At 40.0% G+C, this 18831-nt stretch carries 20 protein-coding genes; 11 read left to right on the forward strand and 9 right to left on the reverse strand.

What is annotated here, in order from left to right; translation table 11 throughout:
* The first annotated feature begins 53 nt into the window (after positions 1-53).
* A complete protein-coding gene (locus ACZ5R4_RS12150; RefSeq protein ID WP_464367374.1) occupies positions 54-1067 on the forward strand; it encodes a DUF3231 family protein in 1014 nt (337 codons plus the stop codon).
* 426 nt (positions 1068-1493) lie between these two features.
* Positions 1494-1904 carry a VOC family protein gene (locus ACZ5R4_RS12155; protein WP_464367375.1) on the forward strand — a complete coding sequence of 137 codons (411 nt, stop codon included), beginning with the start codon at positions 1494-1496 and terminating at the stop codon, positions 1902-1904.
* Positions 1905-1949: 45 nt separating this feature from the next.
* On the opposite strand, the gene ACZ5R4_RS12160 is transcribed toward ACZ5R4_RS12155, so the two are convergent.
* Complete coding sequence (locus ACZ5R4_RS12160) at positions 1950-2759, reverse strand: CPBP family intramembrane glutamic endopeptidase (RefSeq protein WP_277678850.1); 810 nt, start codon at positions 2757-2759, stop codon at positions 1950-1952.
* Positions 2760-2780: 21 nt separating this feature from the next.
* Entirely contained in the window at positions 2781-3437 is a 657-nt protein-coding gene (locus tag ACZ5R4_RS12165) for a hypothetical protein (protein WP_054860012.1), read from the reverse strand.
* A 187-nt stretch (positions 3438-3624) separates the two neighbouring features.
* On the opposite strand from ACZ5R4_RS12165, the gene ACZ5R4_RS12170 reads away from it, so the two are divergent.
* The gene (locus ACZ5R4_RS12170; RefSeq protein ID WP_109983268.1) at positions 3625-3825 is read left to right on the forward strand and encodes a hypothetical protein; all 201 of its coding nucleotides are present in this window, start codon (positions 3625-3627) and stop codon (positions 3823-3825) included.
* A gap of 23 nt (positions 3826-3848) precedes the next feature.
* Positions 3849-4133 carry a hypothetical protein gene (locus ACZ5R4_RS12175; protein WP_054860011.1) on the forward strand — a complete coding sequence of 95 codons (285 nt, stop codon included), beginning with the start codon at positions 3849-3851 and terminating at the stop codon, positions 4131-4133.
* A 75-nt stretch (positions 4134-4208) separates the two neighbouring features.
* Here ACZ5R4_RS12175 and ACZ5R4_RS12180 read toward each other — a convergent pair whose 3' ends face one another.
* The 4 genes from ACZ5R4_RS12180 to ACZ5R4_RS12195 are packed head-to-tail and all read right to left on the reverse strand — an operon-like array spanning position 4209 to position 8306.
* Positions 4209-4892: a 4-hydroxybenzoate synthetase gene (locus ACZ5R4_RS12180; protein ID WP_464367376.1), complete on the reverse strand. Its 684-nt coding sequence runs from the start codon at positions 4890-4892 to the stop codon at positions 4209-4211.
* Positions 4840-5661, reverse strand: coding sequence for a bifunctional 3-deoxy-7-phosphoheptulonate synthase/chorismate mutase (locus tag ACZ5R4_RS12185; RefSeq protein ID WP_464367377.1), 822 nt, complete (start codon positions 5659-5661; stop codon positions 4840-4842). Before ACZ5R4_RS12185 ends, ACZ5R4_RS12180 begins: the two co-directional genes overlap by 53 nt.
* Before the next feature lie 38 nt (positions 5662-5699).
* On the reverse strand, positions 5700-6929 hold the full coding sequence (locus ACZ5R4_RS12190; RefSeq protein ID WP_277678851.1) for a phenylacetate--CoA ligase family protein: 1230 nt from the start codon (positions 6927-6929) through the stop codon (positions 5700-5702).
* Positions 6930-6959: 30 nt separating this feature from the next.
* Positions 6960-8306: a phenylacetate--CoA ligase family protein gene (locus ACZ5R4_RS12195; RefSeq protein ID WP_464367378.1), complete on the reverse strand. Its 1347-nt coding sequence runs from the start codon at positions 8304-8306 to the stop codon at positions 6960-6962.
* 306 nt (positions 8307-8612) lie between these two features.
* Between ACZ5R4_RS12195 and ACZ5R4_RS12200 the strand changes: the two genes are divergently transcribed.
* Genes ACZ5R4_RS12200 through ACZ5R4_RS12215 form a run of 4 tightly spaced genes read left to right on the forward strand, consistent with a single transcriptional unit; the run spans position 8613 to position 11008 of the window.
* Positions 8613-9521, forward strand: coding sequence for a DUF4915 domain-containing protein (locus tag ACZ5R4_RS12200; protein WP_109983272.1), 909 nt, complete (start codon positions 8613-8615; stop codon positions 9519-9521).
* Positions 9522-9527: 6 nt separating this feature from the next.
* Positions 9528-10013 carry a hypothetical protein gene (locus tag ACZ5R4_RS12205; protein WP_464367379.1) on the forward strand — a complete coding sequence of 162 codons (486 nt, stop codon included), beginning with the start codon at positions 9528-9530 and terminating at the stop codon, positions 10011-10013.
* Positions 10014-10045: 32 nt separating this feature from the next.
* Positions 10046-10720 (forward strand): hypothetical protein, encoded by a 675-nt coding sequence (locus ACZ5R4_RS12210; RefSeq protein ID WP_464367380.1) that lies wholly within the window; start codon positions 10046-10048, stop codon positions 10718-10720.
* 45 nt (positions 10721-10765) lie between these two features.
* Positions 10766-11008, forward strand: a complete 243-nt coding sequence (locus tag ACZ5R4_RS12215; protein WP_054860005.1) for a hypothetical protein — start codon at positions 10766-10768, stop codon at positions 11006-11008.
* Between the two features lie 135 nt (positions 11009-11143).
* Here the strand turns inward: ACZ5R4_RS12215 and ACZ5R4_RS12220 are convergent, their stop codons facing one another.
* The 3 genes from ACZ5R4_RS12220 to ACZ5R4_RS12230 form a co-directional block, all read right to left on the reverse strand.
* Positions 11144-11665, reverse strand: a complete 522-nt coding sequence (locus ACZ5R4_RS12220; RefSeq protein WP_054860004.1) for a tetratricopeptide repeat protein — start codon at positions 11663-11665, stop codon at positions 11144-11146.
* Positions 11666-12007: 342 nt separating this feature from the next.
* On the reverse strand, positions 12008-13420 hold the full coding sequence (locus ACZ5R4_RS12225; RefSeq protein WP_109983274.1) for a Glu/Leu/Phe/Val family dehydrogenase: 1413 nt from the start codon (positions 13418-13420) through the stop codon (positions 12008-12010).
* 181 nt (positions 13421-13601) lie between these two features.
* Entirely contained in the window at positions 13602-14087 is a 486-nt protein-coding gene (locus ACZ5R4_RS12230) for a DUF2798 domain-containing protein (RefSeq protein WP_109983275.1), read from the reverse strand.
* Positions 14088-14366: 279 nt separating this feature from the next.
* On the opposite strand from ACZ5R4_RS12230, the gene ACZ5R4_RS12235 reads away from it, so the two are divergent.
* From ACZ5R4_RS12235 to ACZ5R4_RS12245, 3 genes are all read left to right on the forward strand, one after another.
* Positions 14367-15221, forward strand: coding sequence for a PRD domain-containing protein (locus tag ACZ5R4_RS12235; protein ID WP_109983276.1), 855 nt, complete (start codon positions 14367-14369; stop codon positions 15219-15221).
* A 147-nt stretch (positions 15222-15368) separates the two neighbouring features.
* Positions 15369-17288 (forward strand): beta-glucoside-specific PTS transporter subunit IIABC, encoded by a 1920-nt coding sequence (locus ACZ5R4_RS12240; protein WP_464367381.1) that lies wholly within the window; start codon positions 15369-15371, stop codon positions 17286-17288.
* 58 nt (positions 17289-17346) lie between these two features.
* Positions 17347-18816: a glycoside hydrolase family 1 protein gene (locus tag ACZ5R4_RS12245; protein WP_109983278.1), complete on the forward strand. Its 1470-nt coding sequence runs from the start codon at positions 17347-17349 to the stop codon at positions 18814-18816.
* The last annotated feature ends 15 nt before the right edge of the window (positions 18817-18831 follow it).

The raw sequence follows: 18831 nt of genomic DNA on the forward strand, positions 1-18831 counted from the left end.
TAAGATGCTTTACACAAAATTAACTATTTTCAATTAAAATGGAGGTCATCATATTGGACACCCAACACAATAATATTAAGTTAACAGCAGCAGAAATTTCACAAATTTGGGGAGCATATCAAAATGCCACTATTTCAAAGTGTTTTTTTCAATATTTTTCATCAATCGTTGAAGATCAGGATATTAAAGCCCTTGTACAACACGGTTTAGAACTATCAGAATCCCATATTGAACAACTAACTGCCTTCTTTAATAATGAAAGCTACCCTGTTCCTCAAGGATTTACCGACAATGATGTTAATGTAGGTGCTCCACGATTATATTCAGATAGCTATATACTATACTATTTACATCAGTTGGGAAAATTAGGCATTAATTCTTTTAGTCTGGCTGTTGCACTATCAGCAAGGTCTGATATTCATACGTACTTTTCTCAGTGCCTTTCTGAATATACAAAATTTCATAAGATGGTGACTGATTTATTATTAAATAAGGGACTTTATATCCGTCCACCATATTTGCCAACACCAGATAAAGTGGAATTTGTGAATAAGCAAAGTTTCCTTACAGGATGGTTTGGTAATCGTAGACCATTAGTTTCTTTAGAAGTTACGAATCTGTATGACAATATTCAGCGAAATGCATTAGGTGTATCAACCCTAATAGGGTTTAGCCAGGTGGCTAGCTCAAAAAAGGTGAGACAATATATGGTGAGAGGTAAAGAAATTGCAGCGAAGCATGTTGAAATATTTGGCTCCATTTTACGTGAAGATGACTTACCTGTTCCAATGTCATGGGATATGGAGGTAACAGATTCAACTGTTTCCCCATTTTCAGACAAACTGATGATGTTCCTAACGACTGGTTTGATTGCAATTGGAATGGGTTACTACGGAACAAGTATGGCAACAACCTTAAGACGTGATATCCAGACCCATTATGGTCGTCTAACTTCTGAAATCGGAAAGTACGCCGAGGATGGGGCTAATATTATGATTGATAACGGCTGGATGGAGCACCCGCCGAAATCGGCTGATCGAGACAAGTTAGCAAGAAATAAGGATTAGAAAGATCATGAATTATGGAGTACCGCTCTTTTAGGATTGGGACAACTCCTCAATAGGAAATATTTAAAGGGGACTTTATTGATTATATTAGAACTTTTTATCAATGTGCTGGGAAATTTTAAGAAATTATTATTTTTAGTTTTCAGGGTAATATAGAAATGGCCATTGAACAGCCTAGCTACCAATGGCTCATGTTCTATCTGTGTTTGTCGGATGCTAACAAATATCACATATAAAACAGAGCTTGATCAAAAAATCCTATATTTTAGGATTTTTTATTTTGGGTTTTTGTAACGGTATATAAATCTAGAAATAAAACGAGCCAAATCCTAGTCTAACTAAATACTACTTGACATAAGGTAAGTTATCTTTTATCATTATTTTAACTTACCATTTGTTAAATTAAAATTTAAGGAGTGATAAAAAATGACATTTAGCCCTAGCATGACGTTTATTAACCTTCCTGTTAAAGACTTAGAAAAATCAATGAACTTCTTCAAGCAAATTGGATTTTCGTTTAATCCACAGTTCACCGATGAAAACGCTGCCTCTATGGTCATCAATGACAACACCTTCTCCATGCTACTAACAGAAGCACATTTTCAAAATTTTACCGATAAGGAAATCGTGAATGCAACAAAGCAAACAGAGTGTTTAGTGTCCTTTGCGGTTGAGAGCAGAGAACAAGTAGATGCCATCATTAAAAAGGCGATTGATGCTGGCGGTAGCTATGCATCTGAGCCACGTGATTATGGCTATATGTATCAGGTCGGTTTCCAGGATCTTGATGGGCATATTTGGGAAGTATTCCACATGGATCAATCAGGGAATGCATAATTCAAACAAGCGAGAGTAAACTATCCGTGCACTCTCGCTTCTTTTCTAATCCAATATCATACCACTTAGGACCATCATAGCATTGAATAGCATATGCCAGATTACAGCTGGAAGGATACTTTTCGATTGGACCGTAATAGCTCCAAAGAAATAGCCACCGATGCTAAATAACAGACAGCCCCACCAAGAGAAGCCTAACGAATAATGCTGTAGGCCAAATCCAATGCTCGTTATCCATACCGCCCATTGATTGCCAAAAAATGTAGAAAAACGATAAAGAAGAATACCTCGCCAGATCATTTCCTCTAGCAATGCATTAAGGATAGAAAAAAGGAGCAGAAAACCCCAAATACCTTGAACCAATTTCTCGCTATGGAGCACAATAAACGGTAAAAACATGAGAAAATTCATGATCATCGCAACAACGAGAAATACACTAACGGTTGTTTGACGGAAGCCATACCATATAAATGGTATTCGAACGACTTCCGTCCATTGAGGCTTCAGCCAACCATACATGAAACGCTGTCTATCAATAAGAGATAAAACTATGAATGGGAGTAGGAGAACAAGCAATGACAGCCTATTAAAAATTATCCGTATTTCCTGGGCATTTATTTCAGCGATCCATAAAGAATTTACATAGCTATATAGAAAAAATCCAATAGCAAAGGTGAGTGTTGTCGCGATAAAGGGTCTCATCTTTTTATTGATTAGGCTATACCCTACACCTATTCCCCAAACGATCATTAGTAGATAGTTGTGTAATTGTAGGAAGATCAGAAGTGTCGCGAATAAGATCATGGATAAAACAGACCGCGCTGTGCTGTTTGGAAATAAAGGTGTATCATTCATTGATGGGATAGCTCCTTTTTCTTAGCCGTAGATTCTTCTATATAATTCCCTTCTGCGTTCCTTTCGTCTACTTTTATAGCCTTGCTTTTTCTCTTTCGGTAGCGTATCTTCTGTTGGTTTATTTTTCTCATTTTTTAATTTCATGATTTTATCTACTGTCTTTTGTTGATAATTTGTCTTCTTTCTTTTCCTTTGTTTTACTTTTTTCTTTGGCTCTTGCACTTCCTCACTTTTCACTGATTCTACAGTTTTCTTCGGTTCTTGTACTTCCTCACTTTTTGCTGGTTCTACGGTTTTCTTCGGTTCCTGTACTTCCTCACTTTTTGCTGGTTCTACGGTTTTCTTCGGTTCCTGTACTTCCTCACCTTTTGCTGTTTCCAACGGTTTTTCCTGTTTGTTCGCTTCCCTTTTTTTCTTTTTCCTCTTTATTTCCGCTTCTACCTTTTCCTTAATCATCTCCGTTGCAGAGTTAACCATCTTTTCTACAGGAATTCTCTCAACTATAGAATTAAGTATGGAATCCTTTTTAGAGTCTTCTTTTCCTAGCAAAGTCGTTTGTTTCTCTATCTCTTGTTGAATAAATTGATCCCATTCCTCGTCATTTGTCTGATTGGAAACGGTCAAAAGCCCTTCTTGCTCGTTCTTATTACATTGGGTTTTCCCTTGCTTCTGATCCATGATTGAAAACCTCCTTTTATAGTTGGAATTCATTTATTTCGTTGATTATCTCTCTATGTATTTTATGAAATAAAATGATTCTTGTTTAGACTGTAGTGGATTTTATAGAATAATAGATTATTACCTAGAAAATCTAGGGTATGTATACATATACTGAATTAGTCTAAGAAAGCAAGGGTGAAGTAGAATGCAAACAGATAGCATGAGAATCGGTGAACGAATCTTATTCATTCTAGGCATGAGCCTATGTGGTGTGTTGTTTTTCGTATTGGTAGTTGGTGTGATGGTGGCACTGCTTATATCGTGGATGAACGAAGAAGAGGAGGAAATCGTCAAAACAATAGAGCCCCCTTCCGAAAACCCGAAAAGAATCGTGCGCAAGCGTTGACGTATCCTAAGGAGGCGATAAAATTGTCGAAGAATAAAATTTTTACAGAAATGCTAAGATTCATTCGTATGAAATTTAGAATGTTTACCGAGAACTATAAGACAGCCGTAAAGAACGGCGCAAGCGTTGCAGGGAAAGACATCAAAAAAGCGGTAGAAGATCGTGATCAACCCTTTGAAGAGATCGTATGGAAATCCTTTGAGGCCTTTAAGAAAGGTGTATTATTTGCCGCAAAGCAATTGGTCGATTTCGGTGCAGAGGAAGTCGATCCAATGAAAGAAAAGTCTAATAAAAATAAACGTCATTAAGCAAACTCCTCTTATGTAAAGGACTGACACAATAGGATGCCCCACATCCTAAAGAGCCAGTCATTCTCTTTCGCTTTATTCTTGCTTGAACTCTTGCTGCAGACGATGTGCCAGGAGATCTGGATGGTAATATTCAAGCATTTGAATCCCCGGTTTACGACCAAAATACATGAAGTACCTTTTGTAAGGTATGGGATGGTGTAGATCAGGAAAGCGGATCTTAATCGGCTTTTTAAAAAGATCTATTGCATCCTCTCCGATGATGAATCCGGAATCGGCAACATCCCTAAGGGAACGGATGCCAAGTGAGCTCATCACTTTACCAATTCCTTGCTGCCGATGAGCAATGTTTTCAAATAAAGCAGGGGGGACATGCGTTGAATAAATAAGGGCAATGTTGTGTGAAACGACAAAGCCACTCTTTTCACCGATTAAGACGGACTCTCTTACATAATAGGGCCCTCCTGAGAATTCACCCATTATGTTTGCGTCTTCCGTGATCTGTTCTTGCCGAATCACTTCCACTCTCACCTTCTCATTCATTATCAGCTCTAACAAATCTGTTGTTCGTCCATCCGTCACGAGAAGTAGATCAAGTAATATTCGTTGTAATACGTCGGACGCCTTACGTTCAAACTGTGAGTCTACCATATTCTCACCTCCGTCACCTATGGTGTCAGGATCAGTGGCAGAAATAGAACATTCTTTATTGGTACAAGCCGGATTCACGAACCCCTTCCCAGAACGCTTGGAACTCATCCATCGTGAGCTGCTGCTTTCCGTCTGAAAGAGCATTTTTTGGATCTGGGTGTACTTCCACCATTATTCCATCTGCCCCAGCAGCAAGTGCTGCTTTTGCACAAGGTAGGAGTATATCCTTTCGACCAGTCGAATGGCTGACGTCCACTAGCACAGGGAGGTGGATTTCTTGTTTTAAGATAGGAACAGCAGAAATATCAAGCGTATTGCGCGTTGCCGTCTCAAAGGTACGAATACCACGTTCTATCAACATTACCTGGTCATTTCCATGATGCAGAAGATACTCTGCTGCTAGCATAAACTCTTCTAAAGTAGCGGAAAGGCCACGTTTTAGCAACACTGGTTTTTTTGTTTGTCCAACCGCTTTGAGCAATTCGAAATTCTGCATGTTACGAGCACCTATTTGAAGGATGTCGATATATTTAGAAGCAACATCGATTTGATCAGGACTCATAATTTCGCTAATCGTCACCAATCCCATTTCATCTGCAACATCCTTCATTATCTTTAATCCATCTTCACCAAGCCCTTGGAAACTGTAGGGAGAGGTTCTCGGTTTAAACGCTCCCCCGCGTAGCACTGTCAGTCCCGCCTTTTTTAATGCGGAACCAACTGTTTCTAGCTGCTCCTTTGATTCGACCGAGCAAGGTCCTGCAATAAGTGTTTGCGAGTCACCACCAATAACTGCTTGCTTCACTTTAATGATGGTATCCTCATTTTTATGGTCACGACTTACAAGAAGTGGCGACTTTTTTGACTGAGAACTCAAGGTAAACACCCTTTCTAACTATTGATCTCTATAATTCATTAATCATTTCGTTTTTGAATATAGACAGGCTTGGTTGATGGTGTGTTATCTATAAGAGCGGATCGATCCATCATTTCCGTTACTTCCACCGTGACTGGCACCTTAAGCTGAGAAGATAGGAAGGAACAGATTTCCTCTTTTGCCCAATTCTCCGAATGATGAGAATCTAGTAAAACGTGTAATCCTGCTTCCTGCTCGAGGACCTTCCAAGCATCCGGAGCAGGAGACAATGAATATACGGCTTCTTGAATATCCTTCGAATCTAGGACAGTATTTTGATAATAAATGCGTTCCTTGCTCCTGCCATAATGAACGAGTTTCGCACCGGTGCGGCCACATTTACAGGTAATTGGTTCTACAGATATAATATCCTCATTAAAATAACGTAACAGTGGAGATGCTTGATGCGATAACGTGGTGATTGTTGCAAAGCCCCTTTCTCCATTTGCTACGGAATCTGTCCCATCCTCATTTAGTACTTCTACGAAAAAATCCTCTTCTACAATATGCATGTTGCCATACTCACACATTGTGGCAATATTAGCTGTTTCAGTGGAACCATACATATTAAATACAGGCACATTCCATAGCTTTTCGATATGCCGTCTGCGATTATCCCCCATTAATTCACCTGCCACACATATGGCACGGAGAGCAGGAAAATCCTTACTTGGATTGGCACCTATTAGTCTTGCCACTTCGGCTAGCAGCTCCATCTCACGCGGGAGTCCCGCCATTACGGTAACAGATAAATCCTTCAACAAGCTTAAAACTCTTGGATAAGGTGTAACGACTGTTCGTCCGCTAGCAGGAACAACCCCTGCCCCTGTTTGCCACGCTGCATGCTGCATTAAGAAAGCTGGGAGTGCGAGTGCGTAGGGAAAGCGAATCAACACTAGATCCTCTGCTGTCAAATGCACCCCACACTCCTTTAGTTGTCTTCCACCGACCTGCATATCTTCTTTCGTAAACCAAGAGGCAGCGGGCACTCCTGTCGTACCTGTTGATTCATGATATTGAGCAATTTCCTTTCTGCCGACAGCAAGGTGGCCAAAAATACCTGCTTCTCTTAAATCCTTTTTTGTAGTTAAGGGAAGAGATTGGATCTGATCCAACGCTACCTCACCTGTGGGATTATCTGCTAGCTTCTTTTTATACAGAGGTGATGGTTGAATTCGTTTATACATCTCCTGAAATTTCCGTGCTCTCTCTTGTTCCATGTCGGTCATATGCCACCTCCTCTCTCTTTTATTCTTTGTCTAATTAAATACTCTCGTCGCTTTACCAAATGTACGAGGTATATCATCTCTGATGACGACATTGCAATCGATCCCGATACGATCTTTCATATGCTTTCGTATCTTTTTCGCCAATTTTTTATCACTTAGATCGGTTCGGAATTTTTCCGCTTCGATCGTTAATTCCCCTTTATTTAGCTTCAAGTGGTACCATAAACCTACATCTGGTAGCTCCATAAGGAAATGCTCGATCATAAATGGGGAATAATCCTCATCCCCTATGCGGAGCATGTGCTCCATTCTTCCCCGGAGCTCGAGAACATCCAGCGCAATTCCACAATCACATTGAGATTTTTGTAATTTTCCTAGATCTCCGGATCGATAGCGCACCATCGGCATTCCTTCACGTAAGAGGGTTGTGACTACAATCTCTCCTGTTTGCCCATAAGGAAGTACTTCTCCAGAATCCGGATCAATAATTTCTAATTTAATATGGCCTTCCATCACGTGATATCCTTGATGCTTGCTACACTCTACCCCGATTACTCCACACTCGGTGGAACCATAGAAAAACGAAACCTCACATCCCCACCATTTTTCTAATCGTTGACGGAAGGTAGAGGAACAGCCTTCCCCTGTCAGCCAAATTTTCTTGAGCTTAATATCCTTACCGATCTCAATCCCGTACTTCTCGCTTTCTTCTGCAAGCAGTGAGGCGTAGGATGGTGTAGTAGTAAGCACGGTTGCTTGATATTCTTTCATTAATTCTAGTGACTTATCAACTGGGGCCATGTAACCGCCTTTTCCTAACGAAAGCACCGCAGTACCGAAGGCAAACTGGAATAATCGTTGAAATCCAAGACCTGGTAGGGCAAACTCATATGGAAGTGCAATTGCCGCAACATCTTCCTCTGTTTCCTTGAACAGCTCCAGGTATTTTGGCAGCAAATCATATACGTATTGGTCTGCCAACGTATAGGACGTATAAATGGGTTTACCAGATGTACCACTCGTAAGATGAACTTGGCCTATTTCTTTTGGTTCCACACACAAGATTTTCTCTTTATCTCCCCGAATGGCGTCCTTCTTCAGCATTGGTACGGTTGCCAATTGTTCCAAATGGTCTATTTTAGGTTCAGTGAATCCCGCTTCTTCTAGCCTTGAACGATAGTATTCATTCTCGTTCCAAACATGCTCAAGTGTTGCATTGATAGCCTTGAGCTGATATTCCTCTATTTTTTCATGAGGTAGGTTTTCAATTGTCTTCCCTTGATCATCTAGCTCTTTATAAAAATCTTTAAATTGCTCTAGATGGGATGAATGTTTATCTACAGAAACCGTCATCTTATGTGTTTGAAAATTCTCCATTTTTCTCCTCCATTCTGTCTACTTTTCTAACGCTTATCTCCACTCTACTTACAGCCAACACATAGATACATAGAAAGATACCCTATGACAATCAACCCAATGTCTAAGGGTAATTTCCTTAGTGATTTCATACATACTCATTGGTTTTCTATCACTGCTATACTCCATATTAAATGCACAGAAGAAGAGACTTGACTCGGACAAATATATCAATTAATCCAAATCAGGTATTTCATCCAAACGATTCATCGTTCCCAACATATCGTATCTAGCACAAACTATTTTTTAAGGAGGAGGTAGTACCGTTTGTTATACAGATTGGAGAATGATCCAGATTTTCAACATATTGACACACGTCTATTAGTCAGCTGTCCATCTAGTGAATCTGACCAGGGTGGCCTATTTTTACTAGATTTCGAACAAAACAGGCTGGAAAAACTCTATACCGGAAGCTGTTCTGGCATGACACTAGTAAATAACCAGCTGTTTGTCGCTTCAGATAATAATGAGCTTATTGTGATGGACCAGAAGTTCCAAGTCATTCAGAAAAAACAATATTCAAAGCTCGATTTCCACGATATCGTCAGGTTGAATGATCAAGTTGTGCTAGTGGTAGAAACGGCTAACAATACAATTGGATGCTATGATACAGCAACACTAAAGCGATTAGGTGAAATCCGATTTCATGTAGATGATAAAGACGTCCATCATATCAATGACATCTGGTTAGATGGCCATACATTGTATGTTTCGATGTTTTCCCCCTTTGGCAAATGGTTTATGCAGCCAATGAAGAAAAACGGTGCCATTATATCTATTGATTTAACAGATTTTGATCCTACCAGTAAGCTTCGTTTCACTCCGGAGCATCATGTCGTCGTAAAGGACCTGTATATGCCACATTCAGTAATGATGCATCAAAATGAATTAGCCTATTGTGACTCGATGTCCTTTCGTGCCGTAGTAGAAAGTGGTACCCCGATCCAGCTTCCAGGCTTTACTCGTGGCCTAGGCATAACAGAAAAGGCACTCTTTATCGGTCAAAGTAGGATGAGACACATCTTACGTATTCCTCACGAATTCTCGAATTGTACGTTGGATGGAGGAATCTATGTCTATGATCCTCAATTTAGAATTTCACGCTTTATACCACTACCAGCGCTACAGGTCTATCAAATAATGGTCATTGGCTCAAATATTTTCAAAAAGGAGTAAATGGGAATGAAGCAATTTGAAGAAGGAAAGAAGCTTTTTATGAAAGGTGTGGATGGAGATAAAAAGGCAGTTAAGCTAGCCTATCATATTTTCTTAAAGCTACGTAACTCTGCTTCTAATAATGCGCTAGTTGAAGCCTATTATGGTAGCACTCTCGCACTTTTGGGAAGAGACGCCTCTCAGCCTCTTGAGAAGGCAGATAAGGCACAAGAAGGATTAGACGCCTTAAATCAAGCTATTTCAATGGATCCTAAAGACAAGGAAATTCGTATGTTACGCTCCAATGTTTGCTTACGTCTACCGGAATCTTTTTTCCAATGCTCGAAAACAGCGGTGGAGGATATCACCTTTCTACTAAATCACTATCAGAAGGACTCTAGCTATCTTACAAAAAACCAGGTAAAAGATTTAAAAAGGGATTTAAGAACAGCTTACGAGAATATGGGGAAGCCTGACGAAGCAGATCGTGTTCTAGAGCGCTACTCCAAGTAACGATCGAATATTAAAGAAAGGAGGAGAAGCGATTGGCAATGAGAAGTGAAGAAGAGATAAAGACGGCTTATGCTCAAATTAATTCTCTATACAAGGATGCCGTAAATGGGGATGAAAAGGCTGTGCAAGCTCTGCATCAAACGCTCGAACAGGTGCGTTCTAACCATGCTAACATCCCTCTATTAAATGCCTATCATGGTAGCATCATGATTTTAATTGCTAGAGACAAAACCAATCCACTAGAGAAATTAAGGTGGTCGAAGGCAGGACTGAAGCTGTTAGATGATGCGGTAATTTTTTCCCCGCAAAACTTCATGATCCGCTTATTACGGGGTAAGGCTGCCCATAAATTACCGGAAAAGCATTTCAACAGAGGGCACACAGCTATTGATGATTATACTTTTTTGATCAAAAGTCATGAGCGTGGCAAAGGATTTCTTAATTCGAAAGCATATTGGCAGCTCATTTATGAATTAGGTGAGGTTTACTATCGAATGGGCCGTAATCAGGATGCTGGTATATGCTGGCGAAAGCTGAAAAATGAAACACAAGACCCAGCCTTTCAACGCCTTCTTTTATCAAAATTAAAGCTAGTGGAAGGGAAGCCTGCTGTTGAGACCAGAACAGAGCCTGAAGGACCGTTTGCTAGTTTACTCAGAAGGATTGTTAATGAAGCCCAGAACCAAATCCCAGACAATTCCCAGTAAACAACTTAGGCAAAAGGGCGTACTAGAAGGGAGGTGAGGCGATAAATGGCAAATGATAAAGTAAAAAAAGTCATAAAGGAAGCAAGAGAGTATTCAGAGCCGATTGTTACCGATGCATTAATGAAAGGCGTCACTCGGATAAGAACGGAAATGGATGATGTCGTAACCGATGAAGATCAGTCGTTGAAAATGTTCTTAAGAAAGATGGCGATTACCTTACGCAATGGTGCGGTGACATCGGGAAAGGAAATGCTGTCGAATGGATTAAAGAAAGACTCCTCCCAGTAGGTAGTTGACCTACGAAAAATTGGTCAAGCAGTCACCACCACATCATGTGGTTATTTCGTGCTGTATAAAAACAGACAACCAATAACAATAAAAAAACACCATAGCTACAATGGCTGTGGTGATTTCTTCATGGCTTTACTTTTTTTCTTGAACATCTTGCCATACTTGCAATGCCTCTTCATTATCTGGCTCGATCGCTAGGGCTTCCTTTACAGCTTCCTCTGCTTTTCTGTAGTCAGCCGCTTTAAGATAACACTTAGCAAGGGATGCCCATATTTCTCCATCATTCATTCCTTGCTCGATACAGTAACGGAATTCTTTAGCGGCTTCAGCAGGATCTCCTCCAAGCATATCTGGTGCATTTAATAGTTTAGAACCATTCATCCTTCTAGCTAGTGGCAATGTCGGGTCCTTTTCAAGAGCAATCGTAATCTTCTGTTCCATTTTTTGAAAAAGATCCATTTTATCCGCCAAACTCCATGCTTCATCAATTTGACGTCCATAAACAGCCGCAAGCCATGCATGCGCTTGTGCACTTTGAGGATCAAGTGCAACTGCCTCTGCGAACAATTCATATGCTTTTTCGTAGTCCTTTATTTTAAATGCATTGTATCCACGACGAAATAAGTCACGCAATAAATTTTTATTATCTCGCATACTTCTACCCCTGCCTCTTCGAACAATTTCTCTAACTCATACGGTTGCCTTTTTGCTCAACATAAACATATACATTATAAGTATATGTTTAATTTAATGTATAGTATCGGCTAATGTCGTATGAAGAGGAGGATTTTTTTATTAGATGTTTATCTTGGTCATCTCGCGATTTGAGGGGGCTTCGCCTAGACAAAACAATATATCTTGGTTATCTCGCGATTGTGAGAGGACTTCGCCTAGATACAGCTATTCTATCCTGACCATCTCGCGCGCCACAATAAGAGCTCTCTATATAACGAAAAGAAAACCCGGCAATTGCCGAGCTGTTCTGTTATTATTTCTCTAATATAATTTCCCATGTCGATATAGCAGGGTAAATAATCTCTGCACAGAGTTGATATAGCATATGTCTCGGATGCTTTTCAAATCTTCTCCTTGAAAGTAGCTGTCAAAAACCTCGCGCATGCTTTCTTCCATATGCTGATACATCTCACCAAAAACCGCTTTTTCTGAATACCGTTCAATAATCCGTCCCTGTTTCCATTCTAGATAGGAAACAATCACACCACCAGCATTGGCTAGAATGTCAGGAATAACGATTCGGCCTGACTTTTTCAACACTTGATCTGCTTCTCCAGATATAGGTGCATTGGCACCTTCAATGAGAATTCTTGCTTGAACATCTGTTACATTGTTTAAAGTAATCTGGTCCTCAAGTGCAGCTAATAATAATACATCTACATCGATGGTCAAAATATCATCACGATTGTGTAATTCTGCTTCTACTCCCGCATCCTGTAGCTGCTGTTCTGTTTTCGGTAAATGATTATGCACCCGAGCAAATTCAACTAATCGAGGAATATCCAACCCTTTCTCATGATAGAGCATGACACCCTCATCACTAACAGAAACCACACGATGATGAAGATCACTTGATTTATAAGCTTCTAATGCAGCCACTCCACCAACATTACCAAAGCCCTGTACTGCAAAGGAAATCGACTCCCCACGATCACTTTTTCCATAAAGGGACTGAAGGTATTGCATCTGCTCCCTTCCAACATCACTCTGGATAGCTTCCACACGATTTTCATACTGACGCGCACATTTCTCCACAAGCCACCAATAGCTAAAATATGTACCTTTTCCCGTCGCCTCTCTACGTCCTCTCGCACCACCATTGATAATACTTTTCCCAGTAAAGGAGCCTTGATAATTTTGACCGGGATGAATCGTTTTGTATTCCCCTACCATCCAATCCATGACGCGTTCATTCGTTCCCATATCTGGTGCCGGAATGTCATGTGTCGGGCCTAAATCATTGGCAAAGCGTTGCACATATTTTTGAGAAACTCTAAATAATTCACGATCCGAAAATGAATTCGGATCAATGACTACCCCACCTTTCGCACCACCAAAAGGCAGACGATGAAGTGCATTCTTTAATGTCATCAATACCGCTAAATTTTCTACTTCCTCTTCTTGAACGGCCTCGTGGAAACGGATGCCCCCTTTGTAAAAACCAGCAATATTATTATGCTGAACACGATATGCGGGGATCCGTACAATTTGACTGTTATCTCTTCTGACACGAAGGTAACCCTTGATGACTTTATCCGTAGTTGTCAAAACCTCCTTAGCAGACTCAAACCTCTTCACACGCTCTTCCTCTGTTAATTCCGGAAGATAATCCTTCTTTTGATAAAGATGATCAATCGACTGACGAATCGTTTCTTGGGTATCTAATGTCGCCATTCAACTCTCTCCTTCCTAAGAATGTTTGATATAGGAATTTATTTGAAAACACCATCATGGCGTATTTCATCGAAATAAAAAGGCTTAGCTGGAAGTTCAAAAGTTAGCTCCATTATAACATCAACCTAATACATTTTTCCTTGAAAAAGGGAAAATCAGATTATCTCTCTTTCTACTTCCCCTAGCTAGACAACTCTACCCCTCTCTTTTGAAAATACTTCGAAAAGATAAATCGTACAGCTGGTCCCATTACTAATAGCTGCAATGGAAGTGCCAGGACAACATTTCGAATAAAAATAGTTCCATAAGCACTAATCATACTTCTTCCCTCTAAACCTTGGCCAAAATAGGACATGAGGAAACCAAACATAGACATAAAAAATACCATACCCAAAATCATCAATGTAGACATACAAAGAACAAATAATAGTTTGCTGGAATGAGCAAAAGGTAGCTTTAATGTTATTTTCTTAGCAAATGGTCCGACAATAAAAAAATCTAAAAATAATGCGATGATAAATCCTAAAACGACTTCGATAACTATATTTTGTAAGGTTAAATGTTGGATATTCCCACTTATGAGGAGATTGTAGGTAGACATTACAGCGACCATCCCAAAGCACATCATAAGACCGAAGATGATACTTTCTTTTTTATTTGTTGGCATAGTTCCCATCCTTTCTAAATCAAACAGATCATCAGTATAACAAGAACCAACTTTTCTCATAAGTGAACATTTTGTGAACTTTCTTTCTTCGTCTATTCATCCACTCTTCCTACCATTTTCTCACTACCACCCTTATTTGACATTTATCCTGAAGCATGGTACATTTTATCCATTAATATATCATTATGATGGATTGTTACTGATTCGATCAGGCATCACCATGTTCCAAATACACTTCCGTATGATAAGAATGCGTTTTAGAAGATGGGGGAATGACCTTTGAAATATATTAAAGCCTTTAATAACAATGTGGCTTTAGTAGAAGATTCCTCTGGGCTTGAGTGGATTGTAATGGGTACGGGGGTCGGCTTTCAAAAAAAGAAAGGGGATCCAATTGATGATTCTAGCATCAGACGAAAGTTTGTAGCAGAGCAATCACCAACGCGAAAACCCTTACTACAAGTATTAAAAGATATGGATTCTGAGGTTTTAGATGTATCCGTTGAGATCATTAAGCAAACGGAATCCCAATTAGGGGTTACCTTTAATCATAATATCTATTTAACACTTGCTGACCATTTGAATTTTGCGGTCAAACGAGCACATGAGAGTATTGACTATGCCGATACGACTCGTTGGGAAGTGAAAAATTTATATCCAAAAGAATACAAAGCGGCAAAGGATGCCATACGTCTTGTATTTGACCGTCTTGATGTACTTCTTCCTAAAAGCGAGGAAACATTCTTAACCTATCACTTCGTCAATGGACAACAGTCTAAAAAAACGCAAATCGAAGAAACATTGAAAATGACGGAAGTGATTAACCGCATCATAGAAATTGTGCAGTACCATTTTCAACTTAAGCTTGATGAAGAATCATTAAACTATACACGTTTTATTACACATCTGCGTTATTTCTTCATCCGACAGTACAAGCAAGATCCTGTTGATAGTGAGGAAATGGACCAGACACTTTTAGAAGTTGTCAAAACCAAATATGAAAAAGCATATCAGGCTGTGGAAAAGATCGCAGCACTATTAAAGCAAAAATATGGCTGGACAGTCTCAACCAATGAAAAACTATATTTAACCTTGCATATCTGGCGCGTCACAAACCGCCAAAAAAGTGAATAGCAACAATGAGGATTGTTACTTGTGATCAGAAATGATCAATTAGGCATTACCCAATTAGGTTAAGTGCACCAAGCACTTGTCCTATTTGGGTATTTTTTTTGCTAGCAAACAAAACCTAAAAAATAACTAACATAAGGAGGAAAAACAATGGCTTCACATAAAGAGACCGCACAACAGGTGGTCGAAAAAATCGGCGGAGCGAAAAATGTAAATCAAGCATGGCATTGTGTCACACGGCTTCGCTTTAACCTAAATGACAAAGACAAAGTAGAAATTGAGGAAATTAAAAAAATTAACGGCGTAATGGGTGCACAATTTTCCGGAGATCAGTTCCAGGTCATTATTGGAAATCATGTATCCGATGTATTTGCCGAGGTAGAACCATTAGTCGGAGGCGCTGGAAGTGGGGACGGGGAAAAATCCGGGCAGAAACAAAGTGTTGTTTCCTTAGTGATGGATTTTATATCTGGCATTTTCACCCCGATCCTACCAGCACTTGCAGGAGCAGGTCTATTAAAAGGGTTTCTAGCATTATTTACAACGGTCGGTTGGCTGACAACGGAAAGCGATACGTACATGGTATTAAACGCCATTGGAGATAGTGTATTTTACTTTCTACCGTTCTTCCTTGCGGTTTCCACTGCAAGAAAAATGCGTACAAATGAATACCTCGCACTGATTGTTGCAGGTACCTTAATGTATCCAAGCTTAATCGAAGCATTTAATGCAATAGAAGGTGGCGGTCCTGATACACTAGATTTCTTAGGGCTAGGAATTATTAATATTCCTCTATTAAATTATGATACAAGTGTTATTCCAGTTATTTTAAGTGTCATTTTATTAAAATACGTCTATGATCTCGTAAAAAAAGTCATTCCGTCTGCGATTCAGCTAATGTTCGCACCAATGATTGCCTTTTTAATTGTTCTTCCACTATCCCTATGGCTGATTGGACCATTAGGAACGAACATTGGTAACTTTGTCTCTGACATTTTCAACTGGTTATTCGAATTCTCTGGCTTATTTGCAGGTCTATTACTTGCAGGATTTATGCCATTGATTATTATGACAGGAATGCACTATGCCTTTGCACCAATTGCGATTACAAGCTTAGCGACCTTAGGCTATGACAATATGGTCATGCCGATGATGCTTATTAGTAACGCAGCCCAGGCTGGTGCAGCATTAGGGGTTGCTGTCATTTCGAAAAACAGACAAATGAAGCAGCTTGGTCTATCTAGTGGTATCTCTGCAGCTATCGGTATTACCGAACCAGCGATGTACGGGGTGAACATGAAGCTGAAGAAACCATTCGTTTTAGCCTTAGTCTCCGCAGGTATTCTCGGTGCTATCGCAGGATGGTACGGATTAAAGGCATATACAATGAGTGGTATTATCGGTATCTTTGCCCTACCAGTCTTCGCAGATCCAGCTGGAGAATCAGCAAGTCTCATCGTATCGATTGTCCTATTTGCTCTTGCTATTGTACTACCATTTATTCTAGTACTCATCTTCCGCTTTAAGGATATAGAAGAAGATACTACAGCAAGTACACAGCCTAAGGAAGAGGTAGCCAAAGCAAAAGAAACTACAACAGAAGCAACTGGAAAAGAAATCATGGTTCAATCTCCCTTAAAAGGGACCATTGTGCCACTAGCGGAAGTATCTGACCAGACCTTTTCACAAGAAATTATGGGAAAAGGAATTGCAATTGAGCCAGAAGAAGATCGAGTAGTTGCACCAATTGCGGGTACAATCATGGTTTTCCCAGAGTCGCAGCATGCGATCGGGCTTAAAGGGGATCATGGCGAGGAAATTCTTATTCACATAGGAATCGATACAGTTTCCTTAAAAGGAGAGCATTTTAACGGATTGATTAAAGAAGGCGATCGCGTCGAGGTCGGACAACCATTAGTAGAATTCGACCGTGAAGCAATCCGCCAAAAAGAGATCGAAACCGTGACGATGATTGTCGTAACCAACACAGCTGAGTACTTGGATGTTTTACCAATTAATGCAGATGGTCCTATTTTCGAAGGAGAACATTTATTATCCCTTGTCAAATAAGGAACAATGGGGGGCATGTTTTGCGTGCTCTCCAATTATATAAAAGGAGTGACATTTCATGACAAAAGCAATCAAAGGTTTCAAGCCTGAATTTTTATGGGGTGGTGCTACAGCTGCCAATCAAGTAGAGGGAGCCTATAATGAGGATGGAAAAGGCCTTTCCACAGCCGATATGGTAAAGTATATTCCGAAAGAAGAGCGAGGCATCCACAATTTCTCCATGGATGTGACCGCAGACTATATTGAAGATGTCTTAGCAGGTAAAGTAAACGACCGCTACCCGAAAAGGGACGGCATCGACTTCTATCACCGTTACAAAGAGGATATCGCGCTATTTGCAGAGCTCGGCTTCAAAGTATTCCGTCTCTCCATCAACTGGGCACGTATTTTTCCAAATGGAGATGATGCAGAACCGAATGAAGCAGGACTACAATTTTACGATAATGTCTTCGATGAACTAAAAAAATATGATATCGAGCCATTGGTGACATTATCACACTATGAAACACCACTTGAACTATCTCGTAAATACAATGGCTGGTATGACCGTCGCGTGATTGGTTTCTTTACAAAGTATGCCGAAACAGTCTTCACTCGTTATAAAGATAAAGTGAAATACTGGTTGACCTTTAATGAAATCAATGTGATCACACATAGCCCATACACTGGTGGCGGAATATTAGTGGATAAAGTCCCTGATAAAACAAAAGAACAAATTGCCTATCAAGCGGCACATCATCAATTCGTGGCAAGTTCACTCGCTACGAAATTGGCTCATGAGATTATTCCTGATGTACAAGTTGGTTGTATGCTTGCACGTATGCAGACATATCCCCATACGAATAATCCAGATGATATCTTGGAAGCACAGCATCAGAATGATCTCAACCTTTTCTTTACGGATGTTCATGCAAAAGGCGAATACCCTAGCTACATGAATCGCTACTTTGCGGAAAATAACATCACGATTGAAAAAGAAATCGGCGATGATAAAATTTTGAAGCAATATCCCGTAGATTTCATTTCCTTCAGCTATTACATGTCGATGACGGTAGCTACTCAAGGGGAGCATGACGAGGTAGCAGGGAATATGATTAAAGGTGCGGTCAAAAATGAATACCTCGAAACCTCAGATTGGGGCTGGCAAATCGATCCTAAAGGGCTTCGTGTAGCGCTTCGTGATTTCCACAACCGCTATAACCTGCCATTATTCATTGTGGAAAATGGACTTGGTGCCTTTGATAAAGTCGACGAAGATGGATCCATCCATGATGACTACCGAATCGACTATTTAAGAAAACATATCGAGCAAATGAAGGAAGCTGTCAAAGATGGCGTGGACCTAATGGGTTATACAGCTTGGGGGCCAATCGACTTAATCAGTATGTCCACATCAGAAATGTCGAAGCGTTATGGATTTATCTATGTCGACCAAGACGATGACGGAAATGGAACATTAAACCGTTCCAAGAAGGATTCTTTTGATTGGTATAAGCAAGTGATTGCTACGAATGGGGAAGAATTATAAGAAGTGATCAAGTGC

Source organism: Gracilibacillus sp. JCM 18860 (assembly GCF_055395245.1).

Excerpts from the sequence above, each read along its gene's own strand:
- ACZ5R4_RS12245 (WP_109983278.1), top strand. The coding sequence starts at position 17,347 with ATGACAAAAGCAATCAAAGGTTTCAAGCCTGAATTTTTATGGGGTGGT.
- ACZ5R4_RS12170 (WP_109983268.1), top strand. The coding sequence starts at position 3,625 with ATGCAAACAGATAGCATGAGAATCGGTGAACGAATCTTATTCATTCTA.
- ACZ5R4_RS12195 (WP_464367378.1), bottom strand. The coding sequence starts at position 8,306 with ATGGAGAATTTTCAAACACATAAGATGACGGTTTCTGTAGATAAACAT.
- ACZ5R4_RS12180 (WP_464367376.1), bottom strand. The coding sequence starts at position 4,892 with ATGAGTTCCAAGCGTTCTGGGAAGGGGTTCGTGAATCCGGCTTGTACC.
- ACZ5R4_RS12225 (WP_109983274.1), bottom strand. The coding sequence starts at position 13,420 with ATGGCGACATTAGATACCCAAGAAACGATTCGTCAGTCGATTGATCAT.
- ACZ5R4_RS12165 (WP_054860012.1), bottom strand. The coding sequence starts at position 3,437 with ATGGATCAGAAGCAAGGGAAAACCCAATGTAATAAGAACGAGCAAGAA.
- ACZ5R4_RS12160 (WP_277678850.1), bottom strand. The coding sequence starts at position 2,759 with ATGAATGATACACCTTTATTTCCAAACAGCACAGCGCGGTCTGTTTTA.
- ACZ5R4_RS12220 (WP_054860004.1), bottom strand. The coding sequence starts at position 11,665 with ATGCGAGATAATAAAAATTTATTGCGTGACTTATTTCGTCGTGGATAC.
- ACZ5R4_RS12155 (WP_464367375.1), top strand. The coding sequence starts at position 1,494 with ATGACATTTAGCCCTAGCATGACGTTTATTAACCTTCCTGTTAAAGAC.
- ACZ5R4_RS12190 (WP_277678851.1), bottom strand. The coding sequence starts at position 6,929 with ATGACCGACATGGAACAAGAGAGAGCACGGAAATTTCAGGAGATGTAT.
- ACZ5R4_RS12205 (WP_464367379.1), top strand. The coding sequence starts at position 9,528 with ATGAAGCAATTTGAAGAAGGAAAGAAGCTTTTTATGAAAGGTGTGGAT.
- ACZ5R4_RS12215 (WP_054860005.1), top strand. The coding sequence starts at position 10,766 with ATGGCAAATGATAAAGTAAAAAAAGTCATAAAGGAAGCAAGAGAGTAT.
- ACZ5R4_RS12240 (WP_464367381.1), top strand. The coding sequence starts at position 15,369 with ATGGCTTCACATAAAGAGACCGCACAACAGGTGGTCGAAAAAATCGGC.
- ACZ5R4_RS12230 (WP_109983275.1), bottom strand. The coding sequence starts at position 14,087 with ATGCCAACAAATAAAAAAGAAAGTATCATCTTCGGTCTTATGATGTGC.